Origin of the sequence: Brachybacterium sp. P6-10-X1, from assembly GCF_001969445.1 — a bacterium.
Lineage (GTDB): Bacteria > Actinomycetota > Actinomycetes > Actinomycetales > Dermabacteraceae > Brachybacterium.
In genome coordinates this window covers 17635-37291 of record NZ_CP017297.1, presented here as the reverse complement: position 1 = coordinate 37291, position 19657 = coordinate 17635, and the positions used below count along the sequence as shown (strand labels likewise).

Annotated in this window: 17 protein-coding genes; 7 read left to right on the top strand and 10 right to left on the bottom strand. The window is 72.3% G+C overall.

Annotation, left to right across the window (positions count from 1 at the left end):
• Positions 1-13: 13 nt before the first annotated feature.
• Positions 14-451 carry a globin gene (locus tag BH708_RS00145; RefSeq protein WP_076805612.1) on the top strand — a complete coding sequence of 146 codons (438 nt, stop codon included), beginning with the start codon at positions 14-16 and terminating at the stop codon, positions 449-451.
• Between the two features lie 19 nt (positions 452-470).
• Here the strand turns inward: BH708_RS00145 and BH708_RS00140 are convergent, their stop codons facing one another.
• A complete protein-coding gene (locus BH708_RS00140; protein ID WP_253705420.1) occupies positions 471-962 on the bottom strand; it encodes a thioesterase family protein in 492 nt (163 codons plus the stop codon).
• A gap of 41 nt (positions 963-1003) precedes the next feature.
• Here BH708_RS00140 and BH708_RS00135 point away from each other — a divergent pair, with 41 nt between their 5' ends.
• Positions 1004-1939, top strand: a complete 936-nt coding sequence (locus tag BH708_RS00135) for an acyl-CoA thioesterase II (RefSeq protein ID WP_076805607.1) — start codon at positions 1004-1006, stop codon at positions 1937-1939.
• 12 nt (positions 1940-1951) lie between these two features.
• On the opposite strand, the gene BH708_RS00130 is transcribed toward BH708_RS00135, so the two are convergent.
• Both BH708_RS00130 and glgP read right to left on the bottom strand, forming a co-directional pair.
• Positions 1952-3277 carry an extracellular solute-binding protein gene (locus BH708_RS00130; RefSeq protein WP_253705419.1) on the bottom strand — a complete coding sequence of 442 codons (1326 nt, stop codon included), beginning with the start codon at positions 3275-3277 and terminating at the stop codon, positions 1952-1954.
• 35 nt (positions 3278-3312) lie between these two features.
• Entirely contained in the window at positions 3313-5883 is a 2571-nt protein-coding gene (glgP, locus tag BH708_RS00125; RefSeq protein WP_076805605.1) for an alpha-glucan family phosphorylase, read from the bottom strand.
• Between the two features lie 162 nt (positions 5884-6045).
• Between glgP and BH708_RS00120 the strand changes: the two genes are divergently transcribed.
• Positions 6046-7557 carry a hypothetical protein gene (locus tag BH708_RS00120; RefSeq protein WP_157235650.1) on the top strand — a complete coding sequence of 504 codons (1512 nt, stop codon included), beginning with the start codon at positions 6046-6048 and terminating at the stop codon, positions 7555-7557.
• Positions 7558-7637: 80 nt separating this feature from the next.
• Here the strand turns inward: BH708_RS00120 and ettA are convergent, their stop codons facing one another.
• The 3 genes from ettA to BH708_RS00105 form a co-directional block, all read right to left on the bottom strand.
• Positions 7638-9320 carry an energy-dependent translational throttle protein EttA gene (gene ettA / locus BH708_RS00115; RefSeq protein ID WP_076805601.1) on the bottom strand — a complete coding sequence of 561 codons (1683 nt, stop codon included), beginning with the start codon at positions 9318-9320 and terminating at the stop codon, positions 7638-7640.
• A gap of 112 nt (positions 9321-9432) precedes the next feature.
• Positions 9433-10122, bottom strand: coding sequence for an HAD-IA family hydrolase (locus BH708_RS00110; RefSeq protein ID WP_076805599.1), 690 nt, complete (start codon positions 10120-10122; stop codon positions 9433-9435).
• A complete protein-coding gene (locus BH708_RS00105) occupies positions 10122-11279 on the bottom strand; it encodes a PDZ domain-containing protein (RefSeq protein ID WP_253705418.1) in 1158 nt (385 codons plus the stop codon). Before BH708_RS00105 ends, BH708_RS00110 begins: the two co-directional genes overlap by 1 nt.
• An 88-nt stretch (positions 11280-11367) precedes the next feature.
• Here BH708_RS00105 and BH708_RS00100 point away from each other — a divergent pair, with 88 nt between their 5' ends.
• Together BH708_RS00100 and BH708_RS00095 are read left to right on the top strand one after the other, a co-directional pair.
• Positions 11368-12909, top strand: a complete 1542-nt coding sequence (locus BH708_RS00100) for a zinc-dependent metalloprotease (RefSeq protein ID WP_076805594.1) — start codon at positions 11368-11370, stop codon at positions 12907-12909.
• Positions 12899-13504, top strand: a complete 606-nt coding sequence (locus BH708_RS00095) for an NUDIX hydrolase (RefSeq protein ID WP_172805719.1) — start codon at positions 12899-12901, stop codon at positions 13502-13504. The genes BH708_RS00100 and BH708_RS00095 overlap by 11 nt, the downstream gene beginning before the upstream one ends.
• Here BH708_RS00095 and BH708_RS00090 read toward each other — a convergent pair.
• A complete protein-coding gene (locus BH708_RS00090; RefSeq protein ID WP_076805590.1) occupies positions 13492-14106 on the bottom strand; it encodes a M48 family metallopeptidase in 615 nt (204 codons plus the stop codon). The two genes, BH708_RS00095 and BH708_RS00090, sit on opposite strands and share 13 nt — an antisense overlap.
• A 533-nt stretch (positions 14107-14639) precedes the next feature.
• On the opposite strand from BH708_RS00090, the gene BH708_RS19950 reads away from it, so the two are divergent.
• Entirely contained in the window at positions 14640-14798 is a 159-nt protein-coding gene (locus BH708_RS19950) for a DUF5679 domain-containing protein (RefSeq protein ID WP_010551122.1), read from the top strand.
• A 127-nt stretch (positions 14799-14925) separates the two neighbouring features.
• On the opposite strand, the gene BH708_RS00085 is transcribed toward BH708_RS19950, so the two are convergent.
• The 3 genes from BH708_RS00085 to nudC form a co-directional block, all read right to left on the bottom strand.
• Positions 14926-15219, bottom strand: coding sequence for a WhiB family transcriptional regulator (locus BH708_RS00085; protein WP_076805588.1), 294 nt, complete (start codon positions 15217-15219; stop codon positions 14926-14928).
• 329 nt (positions 15220-15548) lie between these two features.
• The gene (locus BH708_RS00080) at positions 15549-17666 is read right to left on the bottom strand and encodes an ATP-dependent DNA helicase UvrD2 (RefSeq protein WP_076805581.1); all 2118 of its coding nucleotides are present in this window, start codon (positions 17664-17666) and stop codon (positions 15549-15551) included.
• Between the two features lie 60 nt (positions 17667-17726).
• Entirely contained in the window at positions 17727-18644 is a 918-nt protein-coding gene (gene nudC, locus BH708_RS00075) for an NAD(+) diphosphatase (RefSeq protein ID WP_076805579.1), read from the bottom strand.
• 49 nt (positions 18645-18693) lie between these two features.
• Between nudC and BH708_RS00070 the strand changes: the two genes are divergently transcribed.
• Positions 18694-19656: a phosphotransferase gene (locus tag BH708_RS00070; protein WP_076805577.1), complete on the top strand. Its 963-nt coding sequence runs from the start codon at positions 18694-18696 to the stop codon at positions 19654-19656.
• Position 19657: the final 1 nt, after the last annotated feature.

The window sequence follows — 19657 nt, the reverse complement described above, 5'->3', positions numbered from 1 at the left end:
CCCAGGAGGGCCCATGTCCCCCAGCGAGCAGATCTCCTTCTTCGAGGCCGTCGGCGGCCACGCGACCTTCGAGGCGCTCGTGGATCGCTTCTACGAGGGCGTCGCCGAGGACCCGCTGCTGCGCCCGATGTACCCCGAGGAGGACCTCTCCGGGGCCAAGGAGCGTCTGCGCACCTTCCTCGAGCAGTACTGGGGCGGGCCCAAGACCTACGGGGAGACCCGGGGGCACCCGCGGCTGCGGATGCGCCACGCGGTCTTCCCGGTCTCCCCCGCCGCCCGCGACGCCTGGCTGCGGCACATGCAGGACGCCGTGGACTCCCTCGACCTCGCGCCGATGCATGCCGAGGCCCTGAGCGATTATCTCGACCGGGCGGCGCACTCGATGGTGAACACGGTCGACGGCGGCGTGGCCCCGGCGGCCGGGCAGACAGTCCCTGACCACCTGACCTGATCCCGCGCGGAAGCCCTGATCAGTCGCGGAAGCTGAGCCCCTCGCCGGTGAATCGGCCCAGGATCTCGCGGGTCCCGGCGTCCAGCCGCACCGGGGTGCCGGTGTCGGCCTCGACCATCACCACCACGGTGCGGGCCCGGGCGTACGGGGCCTCGCCCGCAGGATCGTCCCGGGTGAGCACCAGATAGTCCACGCTCAGGCTCGCGCCGCCGAGCCGCGAGATCCACAGCCGCACCACCGCCCCGTCCCGGCGGTGCCCCATCGACCGCGCGTACTCGATGCGCTGCGAGGCGATCACGGTGGAGATCGGCGAATCCGCGCCGCCGCCGGGCAGCGCCGCCGCAGGGGCGGTGGCGCCGAGGGCGACCTGCTCCTCGGGGGCCGTCCAGAAGGCGCCGATGCGGGCCTCCTCCAGCAGCCGCACCATGGCGGCGTTGTTGACGTGCCCGTAGGCGTCCAGGTCGGTCCAGCGGACGGGCACGTCGATGTCGAGATGATGCGGATGATCCATGCCGACCATCCTAGAACCCCGTGACCAGTACGATCGACGTCATGACGCCCTCCAGTCCTGACCCCTCGGCGATCGCGGCCGGTCTGATCGATCTGCTCGATCTGCGGGAGATCGAGATCTCCGCGGACTTCGCCACTCCCGCGACCGTCGCCGCCTACGAGGGGGACTCCTCCCCGCATCCGGGCGGGCACGTGTTCGGCGGGCAGGTGATGGGCCAGGCCGTGACCGCGGTGGGCCGCACGGTCCCCGACGGCCGGCGCATCCACTCGATGTACTCCTACTTCCTGGCCCCGGGCGATCCGGCGCACCCGATCCGCTTCCAGGTCGATGCGCTGCGGGACGGGGGCTCCTTCTCGGTGCGGCGCGTGCTCGCCACCCAGCCGGCCCGCTCGGGCGAGGTCGCCGATCGCACGATCCTGGCGATGACCGCGTCGTTCCAGGAGCAGCAGGACGGTCTCGAGCACCAGGAGCAGGCGCCTCAGGCCCCGGCCCCCGAAGGGCTGCCGACCACCGCGGACGTGCTCCGAGGGATCGACCACCCCGTCGCCCGGTACTGGGCCACCCAGCGTCCGATCGACATCCGGCACGTCACCGACCCCATCTACCTCCAGCCCGACCCGGCCTCCGAGGTGGCCGACACGCAGATGGTGTGGATGCGCACCCTCGCCCCCGTCGAGGCCGAACCGCTGCTGCACGACGCGATCCTCGCCTTCGCCAGCGACTACACGCCCTTCGAGCCGATCCTTCGCCGGCAGGGGCTGAGCTGGATCACGCCCGGGCTGCGGATGGCCACGATCGACCATGCGATCTGGTGGCACCGGCACGTCGACGCCAACGAGTGGCTGCTGTACGTCCAGCGCTCCCCCTCGGCCTCGGGAGGCCGCGGGCTGACCCACGGCCAGCTGTTCGACCGCGCCGGGGACCTGGTGGCGACCATCACCCAGGAGGGCATGATCAGGGTCAAGCGCGAGAGCTGACTCCCCCGCCGCTCAGTGCCGTGCTGCGCGCGCCTCCTTCTGCGCCACCGGCAGGGCCTGCTCCGCGGTCTCCTCGCCCTGGAAGACCTTCGCGATGATCGGCAGCGCCGCCTCGGTCCCCTCCGCGGAGCGGTTGCCCCGCTCCGGCAGCGCAGGCTCGGCGGGGGCGGTGGCGAGGGCGGAGACATCCACTCCCGCGTTCTCCCACGCCTTCTGCCAGGTGCCGTGCAGCTCGCGATGGGCGGGGATCCCGAGGAGGTTCTCCGCGAGCGGCCGCTGCCCCTCCACGCTGCCCAACCAGGTCAGCAGCTCACCGATGTCGGCCGCGCGGTCCTCGTCGCCCGGGTCGACGCCGAGCGCCGCGATCGCGTGCACCAGCGGGCGCGGCCCGTCGGAGCCGGCCACCACCGGGTGGACGCTCCAGTCGAAGGAGTCGGAGACCCCGTCGAGGATCGTGTGCAGGTCGTAGGTCCCCGTCTGCAGCAGGCCGAGCTTGCCCTCGAGGAACAGGCTCTGGCACAGCCGGTCGTCGGCCACCGTCTCCGCGCCCGCGGGCGCGAGGTGATCGGCGGCGAGGTCCGCCAGGTACTGCACGGCGCTGACTCCCTCCGGCGAGGCGAAGACGAACTCGCCCTCCGCGTCCTGCCAGGCGCCTCCCTGCGCGGCGATGAACGGGCCCAGCACCGCCGTGCGGTCGGGGTGGGAGCCGAAGCCGAAGACCGTCCGCGAGGAGTCGTCGAAGCCCTCGTCCCCGGGGTGGAGACCCTCGGCGTCCACCGTGATCCTCCGGGCGAGTTCTCGCAGCGGATCGCTCGGGGCGCCGGGATCGAAGGTCAGCGCCGAGGCATCGCCGTCGGCCTCGGTGACCAGCTCGTGGTGGGCCAGCAGGATGCTCTGGTCCCAGATCTGGGGAACACCCCACAGGGCGCCGTCGATGCGGTACAGGTCGGTGGCGGTCTCCTCCCACTGCGAGGCCTGGTCCCCGACGATCTCCCCGAGCTCGAGCAGGGTGCCGCCGGCCCGGGTGCCGGCGAGGTTCGCCGTGTTCATCCACAGCACGTCCGGCAGCGCTTCGTCGGCGACGTCCAGGGGCAGCTGCTTCCAGTAGTCGTCCCAGACCACCACCTCGACCTCGACGGCGATCCCGGTCTTCCGGGTGAAGGCCTCCAGAGAGGTCTCGTAGGCGGCGGCCGCCGCGTCGTCCCAGACCCGCATCCGCAGGGTGTCGGCGGCAGCGGCGGTGTCGGCGGGGCCCTCGCGGGTGCACCCGGCGAGGGCTCCCGCCCCGGCGAGGCCCATCGCGGCGGTGGACAGCAGGATCTGACGACGGGTCGGCACGGGCGGGACCTTCCGGGCTGGGTGCTGCGGGCGGCTCAGGCGGTGGCGACCAGCCCGAGCTCGGCGCGATGGGCCAGCACCGGGTGCTGCGGGGTGATGCGCACGGTGCAGCCGATCTCGCCGGGCAATGGCAGCGCGACCCGGGCGGCCCAGCGGCCGTCCTGCTCACGCTGCAGGGGGATCAGATGAGGCTCGATGATCTCATCCTCCGCTCCGAGCGGACCCACCACGGCTTCGACGAGCACGTCCTTGTGGCTGAGACCACCCAGCTGCACCTCGGCCACCACGGTGACCTCGCCGCCGGTCTCGGCCCGGCCCTCCTCGGCGCCCTCGAGCACCACGGAGGTGATCGAGACGGCAGGCCAGGCGGCCTGGACCTCCTCCTTCCACGCGGTGAAAGCACCGGCCAGGGCGGGCTCCGCCGTGAAGGCCGCGGCGGCGCGGGCGGCGGGCAGGTAGAGATCGCTCACATAGTCGCGGACCATCCGGGCGGCGGTGATGCGCGGGGCGATCGTCACCAGTGAGGAGCGGACCTTGGTCATCCAGCCGCGCTGCATGCCGCGGGCGTCGCGCTCGTAGAACAGCGGCACGATCCGGCTCTCGAGGATCTCGTACAGGGCGTCGGCCTCGAGCCGGTCGCGCTCGGCCTGGTCGTCGACGGTGGCGGTGGGGATCGTCCAGCCGGCGTCGTCGTCCTTCATCTCGTCCCACCAGCCGTCGGAGACGGAGAAGGTGAGGCCGCCGTTGAGCACGGCTTTCATCCCGGAGGTGCCGGAGGCCTCCTCGGGGCGGACGGGGTTGTTCAACCACACGTCGGCTCCGGCGATCAGCACGGAGGCCATACGGATGTCGTAGTCGGGCAGGAAGACGATGCGATGGCGGACGCCGTGGTCGTCGGCGAACCGGACCAGCTGCTGGAGGAACTCCTTGCCCGGGCGGTCCGCCGGGTGGGACTTCCCGGCGATGACGATCTGGACGGGGCGCTCCTCGTCCTGGAGGATGCGCCGCAGCCGGTCCGGGTCCGAGAGCATCAGGGTGAGCCGCTTGTACGTCGAGACCCGTCGGGCGAAGCCGATGGTCAGGGCGTGCGGATCGAGGATCGTCCCGGTCCAGGAGAGCTCGGCCTCGTCGGCGCCGCGGCGCAGCCAGGACTGCTTGACCTGGGTGCGGGCCATCTCGACCAGATCCGCGCGCAGGGTGTCCCGGGTCTCGGTGAGCTCGTGGTCCGTCAGGGTGGCCAGTGCACTCCAGTCGCTGAGCGCGGAGACGTCCACCGCCCCCATGGCCTTCGTGACCAGGTCGTCCATCGCCGGCGACGTCCAGGTGCGGCGGTGGACGCCGTTGGTGACCGAGCCGATCGGCACCTCGGGCACGTCGAAGCCCGGGTAGAGGTCCTGGAACATGGCCCGGGAGACGGCGCCGTGGAGCTGGGCGACGCCGTTGGAGCGCTGGGCGATGCGGAAGCCGAGCCGCGCCATGTTGAAGATGTCCCCGCCCTCCTCGACGCCGAGCGCCAGAGCGGCCTCGACCGGGAGCGCGGGGATCAGCCGGGACAGCCCCGATCCGTCCGCGTCGAGGTATCCCCGCAGCTGGTCCGCCCCGAAGCGGTCGATGCCGGCCGGCACCGGGGTGTGGGTGGTGAACACGGTCCCGGCGCGGACCTCCGCGACCGCCTCGGCGAAGGAGGAACCGGACTGCAGGAGCCGACCCACCCGCTCGAGCCCGGAGAAGCCGGCATGGCCCTCGTTGAGGTGGAAGACGGTCGGGGCGGGCACGTCCGCGACGGCCGCGTAGGCGTCGACGGCGCGCACGCCGCCGATGCCGAGCACCAGCTCCTGGAGGATGCGGTGCTCATGGTCGCCGCCGTAGAGGCGATCGGTGATCTGCCGGGCCTCCTCGTCGTTGGACGGGAGGTTCGCATCCAGCAGCAGCAGCGGCACCCGGCCCACCTGGACCCGCCAGATCGCGATGGCGACCCGGCGATCGCCGGGCAGGGTGACCGTGACGGTGAGCTGCTCGCCGTCGGGCCCCCGCACGGGCTGGACCGGGAGCTGCTCGGGGTCGCTCGGCCGGTAGGACTCCTGCTGCCACCCGGAGCGGTCCAGCGACTGGGAGAAGTAGCCGTCCTGGTACAGCAGACCGATCGCGATCATCGGCACCCCGAGATCCGAGGCGGACTTCAGGTGGTCGCCGGCCAGGATGCCCAGACCGCCCGAGTAGATGGGCAGGGTCGGGCTGATCCCGAACTCCATGGAGAAGTAGGCGACCGACGGCGACGACCCCGCCCCGGCCCCCACCCCGTCGGGCACGGTGCGCTGGAACCAGCGCCCGGAGTCGAGATAGGTGCGCAGGTCGCCCACCTCGTCGCGCATCCAGGACAAGAAGGACTCATCGCGCGCCGCCTCGGCCAGGCGCCCGGCGCTGACCTGCGGGAGCATCGCGATGGGGTTCTCGTCAGCCGCGGCGAAGACCTCGGGGTCCAGCGAGCGGAACAGGTCGACGCACTGACGGCGCCAGGTCCATCGCAGGTTCAGTGCCAGCTCGCGCAGCGGCTCGAGGGCACTGGGGAGGGCTGAGGTCACCGTGATCGTGGAGGTCGGCTTCATGACCGTACGGTACCCACCTCCGGCCCCCATCCCTGTGGACGGGCCGCACCGGCGGCGCGCGCCTGAGATAATGGTCCCCGCCGCGTGGGGGCGCGGCGCCACGAGATCAGCACAGCACGGACGGGAGGGCGCCCGATGGGCAGTGAGGGACGGACCGGAGGGATGCCCGTGGTGGAGGAGGACACCGTCGACCTCGGAGTGCGTCCCGATCCCACCCGCACACTGCTGCGGCGCACCGCCGCGGCCGACCAGCGGGCGGCGAGCGCGCTGGTCGACGTGCTCGGTCCGCGCATCCACGGCCTCGCCGTGCACATCACCGGCTCCTCGGCGGCAGGGAGCCGGGTGACCGTCTCGGTGCTGCGTTCGAGTCTGCGCGACGCGGCCGAACTCGCCGCCGGCGCCCTGCCCGGGGAGGCCGCGGTGCTGGACCGGGCCCGTCGGGCGGCCGTCGCCACCCGTCCCCGCGGGGACGTGCGCTCCCTGATCGCGCCCGATGGTGCCGAGGAGCGCACCCGCGATCGGCGGGAGATGGACGTGATGCGTGCTCTTCTCGAGCTGCCGCCCGCGCAGCGCGCCCTCGCCGAGTCCGCTGCCCAGGGACGGTTCGAGGTCAGCGGCGCCGAGCGCGACGACGCGGCCGGGATCCTCGCCCACCTGCTCGATCAGCTGGTGCCCTTCGGCGGGGCGGGATCCTCCGAGCTCCGCGCCCTCGCCGCCCTGGATGCCCTGGCCCTGGCCGAGGAGCCGGAGCGGCGTCGCCTGCGCGATCTCACCACCGATCCCGAGAGCGCGGGCATCCACCGCCGCGCCATCGAGGCCGCGGCCTCCTTGACCCTGCTCACCGCCGCCGAACCCTCGCAGGGCCTGCACCGGGCGGTGCTCGAAGGGTTCGGCAGCGCGCCGCGTCCCGCCGCGGGCGCCGGCTCCGATCCCGAAGCCGCCTACCACGGGACATACACCACCCCGGTCCTGGGCACGGATTCCCAGCGCCGAGCCGTCGGGCCGCCGGCGGTGCCCGGAGCGGTCCGCAGCACGGCCACGGCGTCCTCCCCCGCTCCGGGCGCCGATGCCCCCCGGGCCGACCGGGACCCCGACCCGGCGCCCGCTCCCGCCTTCGCCTTCCGGAGGGCCGACGAGGTGCGCGGCTCACGGCGCGGCCGGCGCCGGGAGAACGCTCGCGCGGGACAGGCCGTGGCCGGTTCCCGCTCCCGTCCGTGGGTCCCCCGCTCCGTCGCCGCCCTGGCCCTGATCGCGGCTCTCGTCCTCGGCGCCTTCCTGATCGACGCACGGCGCGAGCAGGCCCTGACGGAAGCGTTCGCGAGCACCTGGACGCAGTACAGCCTCGATCCGGGTGCCCAGCTCGTGTCCGGGCGCAGCGACAACGGCGACTGGGCCGCGGTGATCGCCACGGACGGTCTCGCGGTGCGCGCCGAGGGTGTGCGGGGCTATGAGGGCGAGGTCCTGCAGCTGTGGGGCACCACGGACGGGGTCCAGGAGGACCTCGGCGTCCTGGAGATCTCCGGGGACGGCCTGATCCGCTTCACATCGCCGCGGACGGCCGAGTCCCTCGTCGTCACGCGCGAGATGGCGCCGCAGAACGTGTCCGGCACCCCGTCGACCCGCATCGTGGCGAGTCTGGCCCCCGAGCTGCCGGCGCCCGACGCGAGCGGCTGATCGCCCGCCCGCGGCACCGCCCGACGACACCGCCCCACGACCGGCGGACGGTCGCGGGGCGGTGTCGGGGACGTCCCTGCTCAGTCGCGGGTGAGGCGACGGTAGGTCACGCGATGCGGGCGCGCGGCCTCCGCACCCAGGCGCGCGACCTTGTTCTCCTGGTAGGACTCGAAGTTGCCCTCGAACCAGTACCAGGCAGCCGGGTCCTCGTCGGTCCCCTCGTAGGCCAGGATGTGCGTGGCCACCCGGTCGAGGAACCAGCGGTCGTGGGAGACGACCACGGCGCAGCCCGGGAACTCCAGCAGCGCGTTCTCCAAGGAGCCGAGGGTCTGCACGTCCAGGTCGTTGGTCGGCTCGTCCAGCAGCAGCAGGTTGCCGCCCTGCTTGAGGGTCAGCGCCAGGTTCAGGCGGTTGCGCTCGCCGCCGGAGAGCACCCCGGCCTTCTTCTGCTGGTCCGGGCCCTTGAAGCCGAATTGGCTGACGTAGGCGCGCGAGGGGATCTCGACCTTGCCGACCTGGATGAAGTCGTGACCGCCGGAGACGACCTCCCAGAGGTTCTTGTCCGGGTCGATGTTCTCGCGGTTCTGGTCCACGTAGCTGATCTTGACGCTCTGGCCGACCTTCAGCTCGCCGTCGTCGAGCGGCTCGAGGCCCACGATGGTCTTGAACAGTGTGGTCTTGCCGACGCCGTTGGGGCCGATGACGCCGACGATGCCGTTCGGGGGCAGGGAGAAGGAGAGATCCTCGATGAGGATCCGCTCGCCGAAGCCCTTGCGGATGTCGGTGGCCTCGATGACCTGGTTGCCCAGCCGCGGGCCCGGCGGGATGGTGATCTCCTCGAAGTCGAGCTTGCGGGTGCGCTCTGCCTCGGCGGCCATCTCCTCGTAGCGGTTCAGGCGCGACTTGGACTTCGCCTGGCGGCCCTTGGCGTTGGAGCGGACCCACTCCAGCTCCTCCTTGAGGCGCTTGGCGAGCTTGGCGTCCTTCTTGCCCTGGACGGCCAGGCGCTCCTCCTTCTTCTCCAGGTAGGTGGAGTAGTTGCCCTCGTAGCCGATGAGGCGCCCGCGGTCGACCTCGGCGATCCACTCGGCGACGTGGTCGAGGAAGTAGCGGTCGTGGGTGACCGCGATGACGGCGCCCTCGTACTGCTGGAGGTGCTGCTCGAGCCAGAGCACGCTCTCGGCATCGAGGTGGTTGGTGGGCTCGTCCAGCAGCAGCAGGTCGGGCTTCTCCAACAGCAGCTTGCACAGCGCCACGCGACGCTTCTCGCCGCCGGAGAGGTGCGTGACCATCTCGTCGCCGGGCGGGCAGCGCAGGGCGTCCATCGCCTGCTCGAGCTGGGAGTCGAGATCCCAGCCGTTCGCCGCGTCGATGTCGGTCTGGAGCGTGCCCATCTCCGCCATCAGCGCGTCGAAATCGGCATCGGGCTCGGCCATCTCCTCGCCGATGGCGTTGAAGCGCTGGACCTTCTGGAACAGGTCGCCCATGCCCTCCTGGACGTTCTGCAGAACCGTCTTGGACTCGTCCAGCGGCGGCTCCTGCAGCAGGATGCCGACGCTGTAGCCGGGGCTGAGGCGGGCCTCGCCGTTGCTGGGCTGGTCCAGGCCCGCCATGATCTTCAGGATCGTCGACTTGCCGGCGCCGTTGGGGCCGACCATGCCGATCTTCGCGCCCGGGTAGAAGCTCATGGTGACGTCATCGAGGATGACCTTGTCTCCCACGGCCTTGCGGGCCTTGTACATCGTGTAAATGAACTCTGCCAACGTCAGTTCCTGTTCAGAGGGGTTTCGAAGGGGTGTCGGGGGATCTCACCGGCGTGCCGTCGATCGGCACCGCGCGGGATGGCTCACGGTGTCCGACTGTACCCGCAAGCGGTCAGCCGAGATCGACGCCCCGCTCGGCGAGCACCCTGCGGGCCATCACCGCGCCGTGCTCGGTGCCCTCGGGGTGCTCGTCGCCGTTGCGCGGCCAGCGGTGCGCGTCGATGCCCAGGGCCCGCGCGGCGTCGACGTTGTCCTCGCGGTCGTCGAAGAAGAGCACGGCCGAGGGGATCGACACTCCCCCGGTCTCGTGGGCCAGGGCGCCGAGCAGGATCTCGTAGATCTCCGCATCGGGCTTGACGACCTGCTCCTCCCCGGAGATCACGGCGAAGGAGAAGGCCTCGAACCAGTCGGCCCGGCGCACCGCCTCGCCGAAGGAGACCGAGGCGTTGGACAGCAGGACCAGGCGCACTCGGTGGCGCGCGAGGTCGTGGATCAGCTCGCGGGCGGCGGGATCCAGCCGCAGGAAGTAGCGGTTGTCGGCCTCCTGGAGCTCCTCGACCTCTCCCTCGCTGAGCTGGTCGACGCCGACGGCGGCGGCGACGGCGCCCCAGTACTGCGCCGCGGTGACCGTCCCCGCGTCGTAGGCGGGACGCTGCGCCCACAGGGCCGCGGCGAGGACCTCGACATCGCCGCCGAGCAGCTCGTGGATGTCCGGGACGGGATCGTGCCCGGCGCTGAGCACCCCGCCGAAGTCGAGCGCCACGGTGGGCCGCGGCGGGCGGCGGGTACGGCGCTTGCTCATCAGCTCCCCTCCCCGCTCCGGGCGGTCGGTGACACGACGTCCTCGCAGGTCGGCAAGCCTTCGGCGTCACCGCTGTCGGCGATGGTCTCGCTCGCCTCGACGGCGTCCTCGAAGTCCGTCACCGCGACGACGTCCATGCCCTCGGGCACGTAGTCGACGACCTCGTCGCAGTTCTCGCTCGGCGCGAGGAAGAACTCCGCGTCGGATTCGTGCGCCCCGACCATCTTCTGCCGGATCCCTCCGATGGGGCCGACGGCGCCCTCGGCGTCGATGGTCCCGGTGCCGGCGATCCGGTGCCCGCCGGTCAGCGCCCCGGGGGTCAGCTCGTCGTACACGGACAGCGAGAACATCATCCCGGCGCTGGGTCCGCCGATCTCGCCGACGGTGATCTCCACGTCCATCGGGAAGTCGTACCCGGCCGACAGCACGATCCCCATCCGGGGGGCTCCGTCGACCTCCTCGGTGGGCACCGCGAGATCGAGCACCTCCTCGCCGCGCCGCACGCGCATCTGCACGTCGTCCCCCTCCTCGGTGGCGCGCGCCAGCTCCCGGTACCCCTCGACGGTCTCGGCAGCGGATCCGTTCACGGACAGGACCACGTCGCCCCCCTCGAGGACGCCGTCGGCCGGGGCGTCCTGCTCGACGCCGCCGACCATCACCACGGGCTCGTACTCGATGCCCAGCTCGTCCAGGGCCACCGCCACCGCTCCCTGCTGGGAGGTGCTCATCGCCACGGAGTTGGTCAGCACCGTCTCCTCGCGGGTCTGGCCCGCGGGGAAGACGGCCTCCCGGGGAAGGACGGCCTGGCTGCGGTCGAACCAGGAGGCGACCACCTCGACCGGGGTGACCCGGTAGCCGGGCCCGCCGTCGACCGAGACGGTGGTCATCATGAGCTCGCCGTCGGTGGCGTGGGTCTCGGCGCCGTCGATCACCAGGATCTGCTCGTCCTCGTACTCGCCGAGCACGTCGATCGCGGGTCCGGGCCGTTCGATGACGTACGGCACCGGCATCAGCGATCCGCCGAGGATCATCAGGCACAGCAGCACCATGGACCCCAGCGCGAGCCCCGGGCGGGCGAGCTGGGCGTCGTCGACCGTCCGCCGGACCGCCGCGCGGGCCCGCCGCATGCGGGTGGGGCGGGAGTGCTCGTCTATCACCCTGACATTGTGCCCCAGATGCCTCGTCCCTCCCTCCATCCAGCCGCGCTCGGTACGCTGGAGCACCGACGGACCGCTGGAGGTGGCCATGACCCAAGATCCGATCCCGGGCGGACCCGGTGACATGGACGAGGAAGCGCTGAGGCGCTTCCTGCAGGAGACCTTCGGGGACGCGCTCCCCGAGGGCGCGCTGGACGGCTTGGACCTGTCCGCGCTCGCCGAGCAGGCGAACCTGCCGCAGGACCCGGCGCAGTTGCGCGCCGCGGCCGCGCAGATGCAGAGCATGTTCGCAGCCCAGGGCGACAACCCCGTGAACTGGGACATGGCGGAGGACATCGCCCGCCGCACGGCCGCCGGCGCGGCGATCCCCGGCGCCCCCGAGCCGAGCGGCAGCCCCGGGGACCCGGGCCCCACGAACGCCCAGGTGGAGGAGCTGCGCCGGGCCGCCCAGGTGGCTCGCCTCTGGCTCGACCCTGTGATCGCGGTCGACGTGCCGAGCGCGGAGCTGGGCGTGTTCGGCCGCGGCACCTGGTTGCACCGCACGCTGCCGCACTGGAAGACGATCGTCGAGCCGGTCGCGAAGTACATGTCCGGCGCCATCGGCGAGGCGATCACCTCGCAGATGGGTGAGCTCAGCGGGATGGACCAGGACGCGATGGGCATGGGAGGCGATCCGGCCGCGATGATGGAGCGGATCGGCGGGACCATGTTCGGCGTGCAGTTCGGCCATGCGATCGGCTCGTTGGCGCGCGAGGTCTCGGGCACCACGGACCTGTCGTTGCCGCTGGGCCGCGACGGGGAACCTGCCCTGGTCGCCGCCAATGTCGAGGACCTGATCGCCGACCACTCGCTGGATCCCGATGCCGCCCGCATCTTCCTGTCGGCCCGCGAGATCGCCCACACCGCCCTGTTCAGCGCCGCCCCATGGCTGGGCAAGGCCCTGTTCTCCGCGATCGAGGACTATGCGCGCGGGATCACCCTGGACCTCGACGCGCTCGACGAGATGGTGCGCGGCCTGGACCTCTCGGACCCGCAGGCGCTGCAGGCGCGTCGGCCGGAGGAGATGTTCGTGTTCACCCGGCGGGCCGCGCAGGAGCGCGCCCTCGAGGAGCTGGCCACGACCCTGGCGCTGGTCGAGTCGTGGGTCGATCACGTCACCACGCAGGCGCTCCAGGGCAAGCTCCCCGAGCTCGAGGCGATGCGCGAGGTGCTGCGTCGCCGCCGCGCCGCCGGCGGACCGGCCGAGCAGATGCTCGCCCGCACCGTGGGCATCGAGCTGCGTCCGCGACGGGTGCGCGAGGCCCTCGCCTGGTGGGACAGCGTGCTGGCCACCGAGGGCGAGCAGGGCCGCGAAGCGAAGTGGGACCACCCGGACCTGCTGCCGACCGCGGATGTCCTCTCCGGGCGTCCGCAGGCGCCGCAGAGCGCCGCGGCGGACTCCGCCGATGCCCTGGCCGATGTCGAGATCCCCACCGACTTCGACGCCGAGCTGGAGCGGCTGCTCAGCGGCGCCGGCACCGCCGACGACGGCCAGGACGGGACCGCCGAGGACGGCGGCCAGGGCGACGACAGCGGCGCCGACGGTGATCGCGAGGACGGTCCGGACGACGGCGGGACCGGTGCTCGCTGAGGGACCGGCCCCGGCGCTGACGGAGCTGGAGGCGGCGTCCGGCGCCGCTTCCGGGCCGGACGTCGCCGCGGACTATCGTGCCCTGCTGCTGCGCTCCCCCGGAGCGCTGTACCGCGACGGCGGGCCGCGGCATCTCACCGCCAGCGCCGTCGTGATCGATGCGCCGGCGGAGCACATCGCCCTGCTCTGGCACCGCAAGGGCCGCTTCTGGGTGCAACCGGGCGGGCACCTCGAACGCGGCGAGACCAGCTTCGAACGCGCCGCCCGCCGGGAGGTGGCCGAGGAGATCGGCCTGATCTCCCTGGAGCGCGTCGGGCCGGGCCCCGCCGTCTTGCACCGCCATCAGCTGGACGCCGCCTTCGGGGCGTGCTCGGAGCACTGGGACGTGCAGTACCTGCTGCGTGCGGACGGCCCGGCCTCCGCCCTGCCGCTGCGCGCCAGCGAGGAGTCGCCCGAGGTGCTGTGGGTGCCGTGGCCGCGTCGCCGCGGGGCGGGTCCTGAGCGCTCGACCGACGCGCTGCCCGAGGGCACCGTGGCTGATATGCCGGGGAAGCTCGACGCCCTGGCGCCGTACCTCGCGCGCTACTCGAGCTGATCAGGTTGACTCGGCTGATCAGGCTGATCCGCCGATCCCTCGTCGATCCCGCCGCTGGGCAGGTTCTTCGCGAAGGAGACGCCGTCGAGGAAGCCCTGTGCCTTCTCCGCCTGCGGGTAGCGGGCCATCAGCGCCTGGAACTCGGGCCCGTGCCCGGGCACCAGCAGATGGACCAGCTCGTGCATCATCACCGCCCGCACCACGTAGACGGGCATGTCCTGCAGCTGATGCGAGAGGCGGATCGTGCCGTCGGCCGGGGTGCAGGATCCCCAGCGCTGGTTCTGCCGCGTGGACCATGACACGGAGGTGGGGCGAGCACGGCCGTCCAGATGCGCCCGGCTGACATCGCGCGCCATCTCCTCCAGTGCGCTGTCGCTGCGGCGGCGTGGTGAGTTCTTCGCCTCCTTGGTGACCAACTGGTCGACCATCCTGCCCACCCAGTCGCGTTCCTGACGGACGCTGAACGTGGCGGGGATGGCGATCACCAGGTCTCCCTCGCGCCGCGTGATCGACACGGTACGGCGCCGCCGGGCGGACCGACGCACCAGCACCCGCTCACCGCGGGGTCCGGAGACGTTCTCGTGGAGCACCAGATCTGTCATGAAGACCAGCCTGGCACGATCCGAGCGGAAAAACCTTCATCCACAGCGGCGGACCGCCACGACCCCCATCACACCATCGTGACCAGTGACGATGAACTTCCCTCCACAGCGCGCGACCTCGGGTCCCGACCCTGTCCACACCCGGGAGCGAGTTGTCCACAGCCGGTCCCCGGCCACTCTTTGACCGGCCCGGTGTGCAGGCGCTAGGTTTCCCTAGAACGTGGGACCCCGGGATAACTAGCAGGACGCACACGGGGAAGGTGCGCGTGGTGCTGAGCGCCCCCGGGGTCCCACGGCCCTTCGAGGCCTGACGACGCCTGCTGGGCCTCCGATGTCGGCTCGTCGTGCGCACTTCCTCGGCTCCTCGCGGAGCCTTCCGTTCCCGAAGCGCGCGACGGGTCGCCCGAGCGGAGCTCCGATCCTGATTCGGCACCGCCGCCGCGCCCCGCTACAGTGGCACGGTCCCGGCCTCGCGGCAGCAGCTGCGCGTCCGGGGAACCGATCACCACCGTCGATTCCTACAAGGAGCGGATATGGCCGACGAGACCTATGCCGGAGAGTTCTACTGCGTCAAGTGCCGCGAGAAGCGGGAGGCCGAGGGCAACGTCGTCGTCTCCAACGGTCGCCGCATGGCGAAGGCCGTGTGCCCGGAGTGCGGCACCAAGCTGAACCGGATCCTCGGGAAGGCCTGACGGACTCTCCGACGCCCCTGCTCCCTGCGGGCGCTCTGCGCCCCTGAGCGCGACGAAGGCCCCGAACCATGTGGTTCGGGGCCTTCGTCGACGGGCAGGGCAGGGACCGAGCTGGAGCTCGGCCCGCTCATGCGGCGTCCAGGTCCCGGTTCTTCCGGGGCCGGCCGCGGCCGCGCTTGACGGCGATGATGCGGCCGGACTCGAAGATCGCTCCACCCCAGACGCCCCAGGGCTCCTCACGGTCGAGGGCGCCCTGGCGGCACTCCTGGATCAGGGGGCAGTCGGCGCACAGCGCCTTGGCCTGCTCCAGGTCGGCGGGGCGCTCGGAGAAGAACAGATCGGCCACGCCGGTGTCGTGGCAGGGGAGCATGTGACCCGCGGTCTCGGCGGGGCTGAGGAAAGTGGTGAGTAGAGAAGTCATCGTCTCGCTGCTTCGAAGATCGTCGGGGGGACGAGCCCGTACGGGCGGAGGTGCGGCAGCGGTGCCGCACCAGCAGCGAGGTGGTCCTCGTCAGCTCGGGCTGAGCACCGCGGGGGCGTGGCCCCGTTCGCGCGGCAGAAGGGAGGGCGCGCCGAGAGGGCGCAGGCCTGCTCCTGCGAGATTGCTGATGATGATCACTGAGGCCACCCCCTTTCTGAAGCGCGCTTCCCGGTTTCCCGGTCCACGACGTGGACGATTGACGTAGGTGAGTCTACACACCTTCCCCGGACTGCACATCTATTTTTTGACCTGCGGTTTCACTGCTCGGTTCACGACTGCGCGCGATGCTCGGCGAGCAGCGCGAGCAGGGCCGGGCCGAACCGTTCGACCTTGCCCGGCCCGATGCCCGGGACCGCGAGCAGCTCCTGCTCGGTGCTCGGAGCGCGCTCGGCGACCGCTTCGAGGGCGGCGTCGGTGAGCACCGCGTAGGCCGGGGCACCGTTGTCCCCCGCCCGGTCCCGACGCCAGGCGCGCAGCGTCTCGAGCAGCGTCCCGTCCGCCTGCGGCGGGCAGCCCTCGTGGTGCCCTCGCCGCTGGTCCCGCGGGGAGACCAGGCCCTGCCCGCAGACGCGGCACTCGGCGTACACGGTGGCGCTGCGCCGCCCGGTGCGCCGCGGCTGGGCACCCGGGCGGGTCCCGGGAGCATCGGGATGCTCGAGCACCCCGTCGAGGAAGCGGGAGGCCTTCCGGCTCCCCCGCGCTCCCGGGGTGCGGGCCGCGGACCAGCTCACGGTCAGCAGGTCCTTCGCGCGGGTGAGCGCGACGTACAGCAGCCGCCGCTCCTCCTCGACCTCCGCGGCGGTGGACGCCATGGAGATCGGCAGCAGGCCGTCGCTGGCCCCCACCACGAACACCACGGGCCATTCGAGGCCCTTGGCGGCGTGCACGGAGGCGAGGGTGACGCCGTCGACCACCGGGGCGGACTGCGCCTCGGCCCGCTCCTCCAGCTCGCGCACCAGGTCGACCATGGTGGCCCCCGGCCGGGAGGTCACCGTGTCCGCCAGCCCCACCAGGGCGTTGAGCGAGTCCCAGCGGTCCCGGATCGCCCCGGTGGTCTCCGGTGGCTGCGCCGACCAGCCCTGTTGGGCGAGGATGTCGCGGACGGCCCGCGCCGGGTCGAGCTGTTCGACGCGGGTCGCGGCCCGCAGCGACACCATCGCCCGGCGCACCTCCTGGCGGTCGAAGAAGCGGTCGCCCCCGCGCACCAGGTAGCCGATCCCGCGAGCGGTCAGCGCCTGCTCGAAGGCCTCGGACTGGCTGTTGGTGCGGAAGAGGATGGCCACGTCCGCGGCAGGTCTGCCCTCGGCGACCAGGTGCTGGATGCGGTCGGCGATGCCGTCGGCCTCGGCGGGGTCGTCGGGGAAGGACTCCACCAGGGGTGGCGGCCCGTCCTCGCGCTGGGAGACCAGGGTGAGGCGGCTGGCCTTCGTCCGGCCGCGGGCGCCGTCCAGGACCGTGTTGGCCATCCGCACGATCTGCGGGGTGGATCGGTAGTTGCGCTCGAGCCGGATGGTCCGGGCACGTTTGAACTCCTGGCGGAAGTCCAGCAGGTAGGAGGCCCGGGCGCCGGCGAAGGTGTAGATGGTCTGGGCGGCGTCGCCGACCACGCAGACGTCGTCGGACGTGCCCAGCCACAGCCGCAGCAGCGTGTGCTGGAGGGCGGAGACGTCCTGGTACTCGTCGACGACGAAGTGCTTGTACTGGCCGCGCACCTCCCGGGCGACGTCGGGTCGCTCGGTGAGGAAGCCCACCAGGTGCAGCAGCACGTCCTCGAAGTCGATGACGCCGCGCTCCTTCTTGACCTCCTCGTACTGGGTGAGGATGCGGGAGATGGAGCGGGCGTCGAAGCCGGCGACGCCGGGACGACGGGCCTTCTCGGCCGCCTCCGGGTAGGACTCCGGGGTCAGCATCGTCACGCGGGACCAGTCGACCTCGGCGACGATGTCGCGCAGCGCCGCGCGGTCCACGCTCATGTGCAGGCGCTGGCAGGCCTCACCCACGCCCGGGAACTTGTTCGGCATGATCTCGGGCATGGCGCCGCCGACCACGCGGGGCCAGAAGTGACGCAGCTGGCGCAGGGCGGCGGCGTGGAAGGTGCGGGCCTGCACGGCGGGCACGCCGAGGTCGCGCAGGCGCGAACGCATCTCGGCGGCGGCCTTCGCGGTGAAGGTCACCGCGAGCACATGGCGCGGGTTCAGCTGGCCGGTGGCGACGCCGTAGGCGATGCGATGGGTCAGGGCGCGGGTCTTGCCGGTGCCGGCGCCCGCGAGCACGCAGACCGGGGTCCCGAAGGTGCGCGCGACCTCCCGCTGCTCCGGGTCGAGGGCGGCGAGGATGCTCTCGGCGTCGGCGGGCGGGGCGGGGGTCTCAGGGCTGGCTGTGGTCATCACCGCTCATCCTGCCAGCGACCCCCGACCGTCCGCGGGCCGCTGTGGACGGCGCGTGCCTCACACCTCGGCGGGGCCGCCGTACCAGTCGTCGATCAGGGCCCGACCCAGGGAGGCCGTGCCCGGCAGCTCGACCTCCTCGGCGGCGAGGGCGGCCGTGAGCTCGTCCCGGGTGAACCATCGGGCCTCGGCGATCTCGTCCTCCTGCAGCGTGAGCTCGACGGGGCCCGGCACCCAGGCGCGGTAGCCGATCATCAGCGAGCGGGGGAAGGGCCACGGCTGGCTGCCGACGTACTCGACCTCCTCGACCCTCAGGCCGACTTCCTCGGCGACCTCACGGGCCACGGCCGACTCGAGGCTCTCCCCCGGTTCGACGAAGCCGGCCAGGACGGAGTGGAAGCGACCGCGGAAGTTCGCGTTGCGGGCCAGCAGCAGACGGTCCTGGCCGTCCCGCACCGCCATGATCACGGCGGCGTCGGTGCGGGGGAAGTGCTCGGTGCCGTCCTCGCGGCAGCGCAGCACCCAGCCGCCCACCTCCGGCTCGAGCCCCTGCCCGCACAGCGGGCAGAAGCGCATGGAGCGGTGCCAGGCGCCCATGGCGACGGCGGTCAGCGCGAGATCGGCGTCGGCCGGATCGAGCATCGCCGCGACGCGCCGCAGGTCGCGCAGATCACGCCCGGGATCGTCGATCTCGGGGCTGGGCTCGAGGACCTCGACGGCCAGGATCCGCAGGCCGTGGCGTCGGCCCAGCAGGACCAGCGGCTGCTGGGCCCCGCGGCGCGGGTCCTCGGTCTCCAGAGCGAGGTGCAGCGAGCCGTCCTCCTCCTCGGTCATCGCCGCCTCCCCGGCGCGAGTGACCAGGTAGCGGGCGTCCTCGCCGGGCGCGATCATCGCCGGGTCGATGCGACTGAGCGCGTCCCGGTCGGAGCCGAGCAGGGTCAAAGGGGTGCCCAGGTGGGGGCCGCGGAGCTTCGCCATACCCCGGAGCCTACGCGGATCGGGCGGGCCGTCCGGGTACGGTGAAGGGGTGCATCGCAACTCCTATTCCCTGGCTGCTCTGGCCGCGGCGGCGGTCCCCGGACTCGTCCCGGCGCGGACCACGCCGATCGCGACCCCGTCCGAGGACCTCGACGTCGCCGGCATCGTCGGCGAGCAGGGTCGTCGCGTCATGGTGCTCTCCCCCTCCTCGACGGCCTCCGGGGTCCGTCTCGAGAAGGATCTGAAGGTCACCGACACCCTCACCGGGACGCCCCTGCAGGGGGTGATCCCCCCGGTGCTGGGCTTCGTGAAGCTCTCCGAGGGTGGCCGCGCCGCGGTGACGGAGGCCCCCGTCGGCCGTCCGCTGATGCTCGAGGACCTGCAGGACGGTCCGGAGCTGTCCCGGTCGCTGGGTCAGGTCCTGGCCCGCATCCACACCGTCCCGCGCTACGCCGCCGAGGCGGCCGGGGTGGAGTCCTTCACCGCGGAGGCGCTCCTGGCCGAGCACCGCGAGCGGATCCTCGCCGTGAAGGAGGGCGGGCATCTGCCGGCGGCGGTGGCGCAGCGCTGGGAGGGCCTGCTCGAGGACCGGGAGCTGTGGGACGTCACCCCGCAGTTCATCCACGGGGACCTCTCCGAGGAGAGCCTGTTCTGCGCCGAGGACCGCGTCAGCGCCCTGCGCGACTGGTCCTCCTCCCGGGTCGCGGACGCGGCGACCGATCTGGCCTGGCTGATCTCCACGCTCGATCCGGAGCGGTTCGACGAGCTGTACTCCGCCTACCGCGAGGAGCTGCCCATCGCGGTCCATCCCCGCCTGGTGGAGCGGGCGCAGGCGCTCGGAGAGTTCGCCGTGGCCGAGTGGCTCGCCCACGGCCTGGAGACCGGTGACGAGGCGATCGTCTCCGACGCCCGCGGCATGATCGCCGACCTCGACGCCGATCTCGCGCAGCTGGCCCGGGACGAGGCGGAGCGCACCTACGAGGCGATGGGCTCGCGCGAGGAGCACCCCTGAG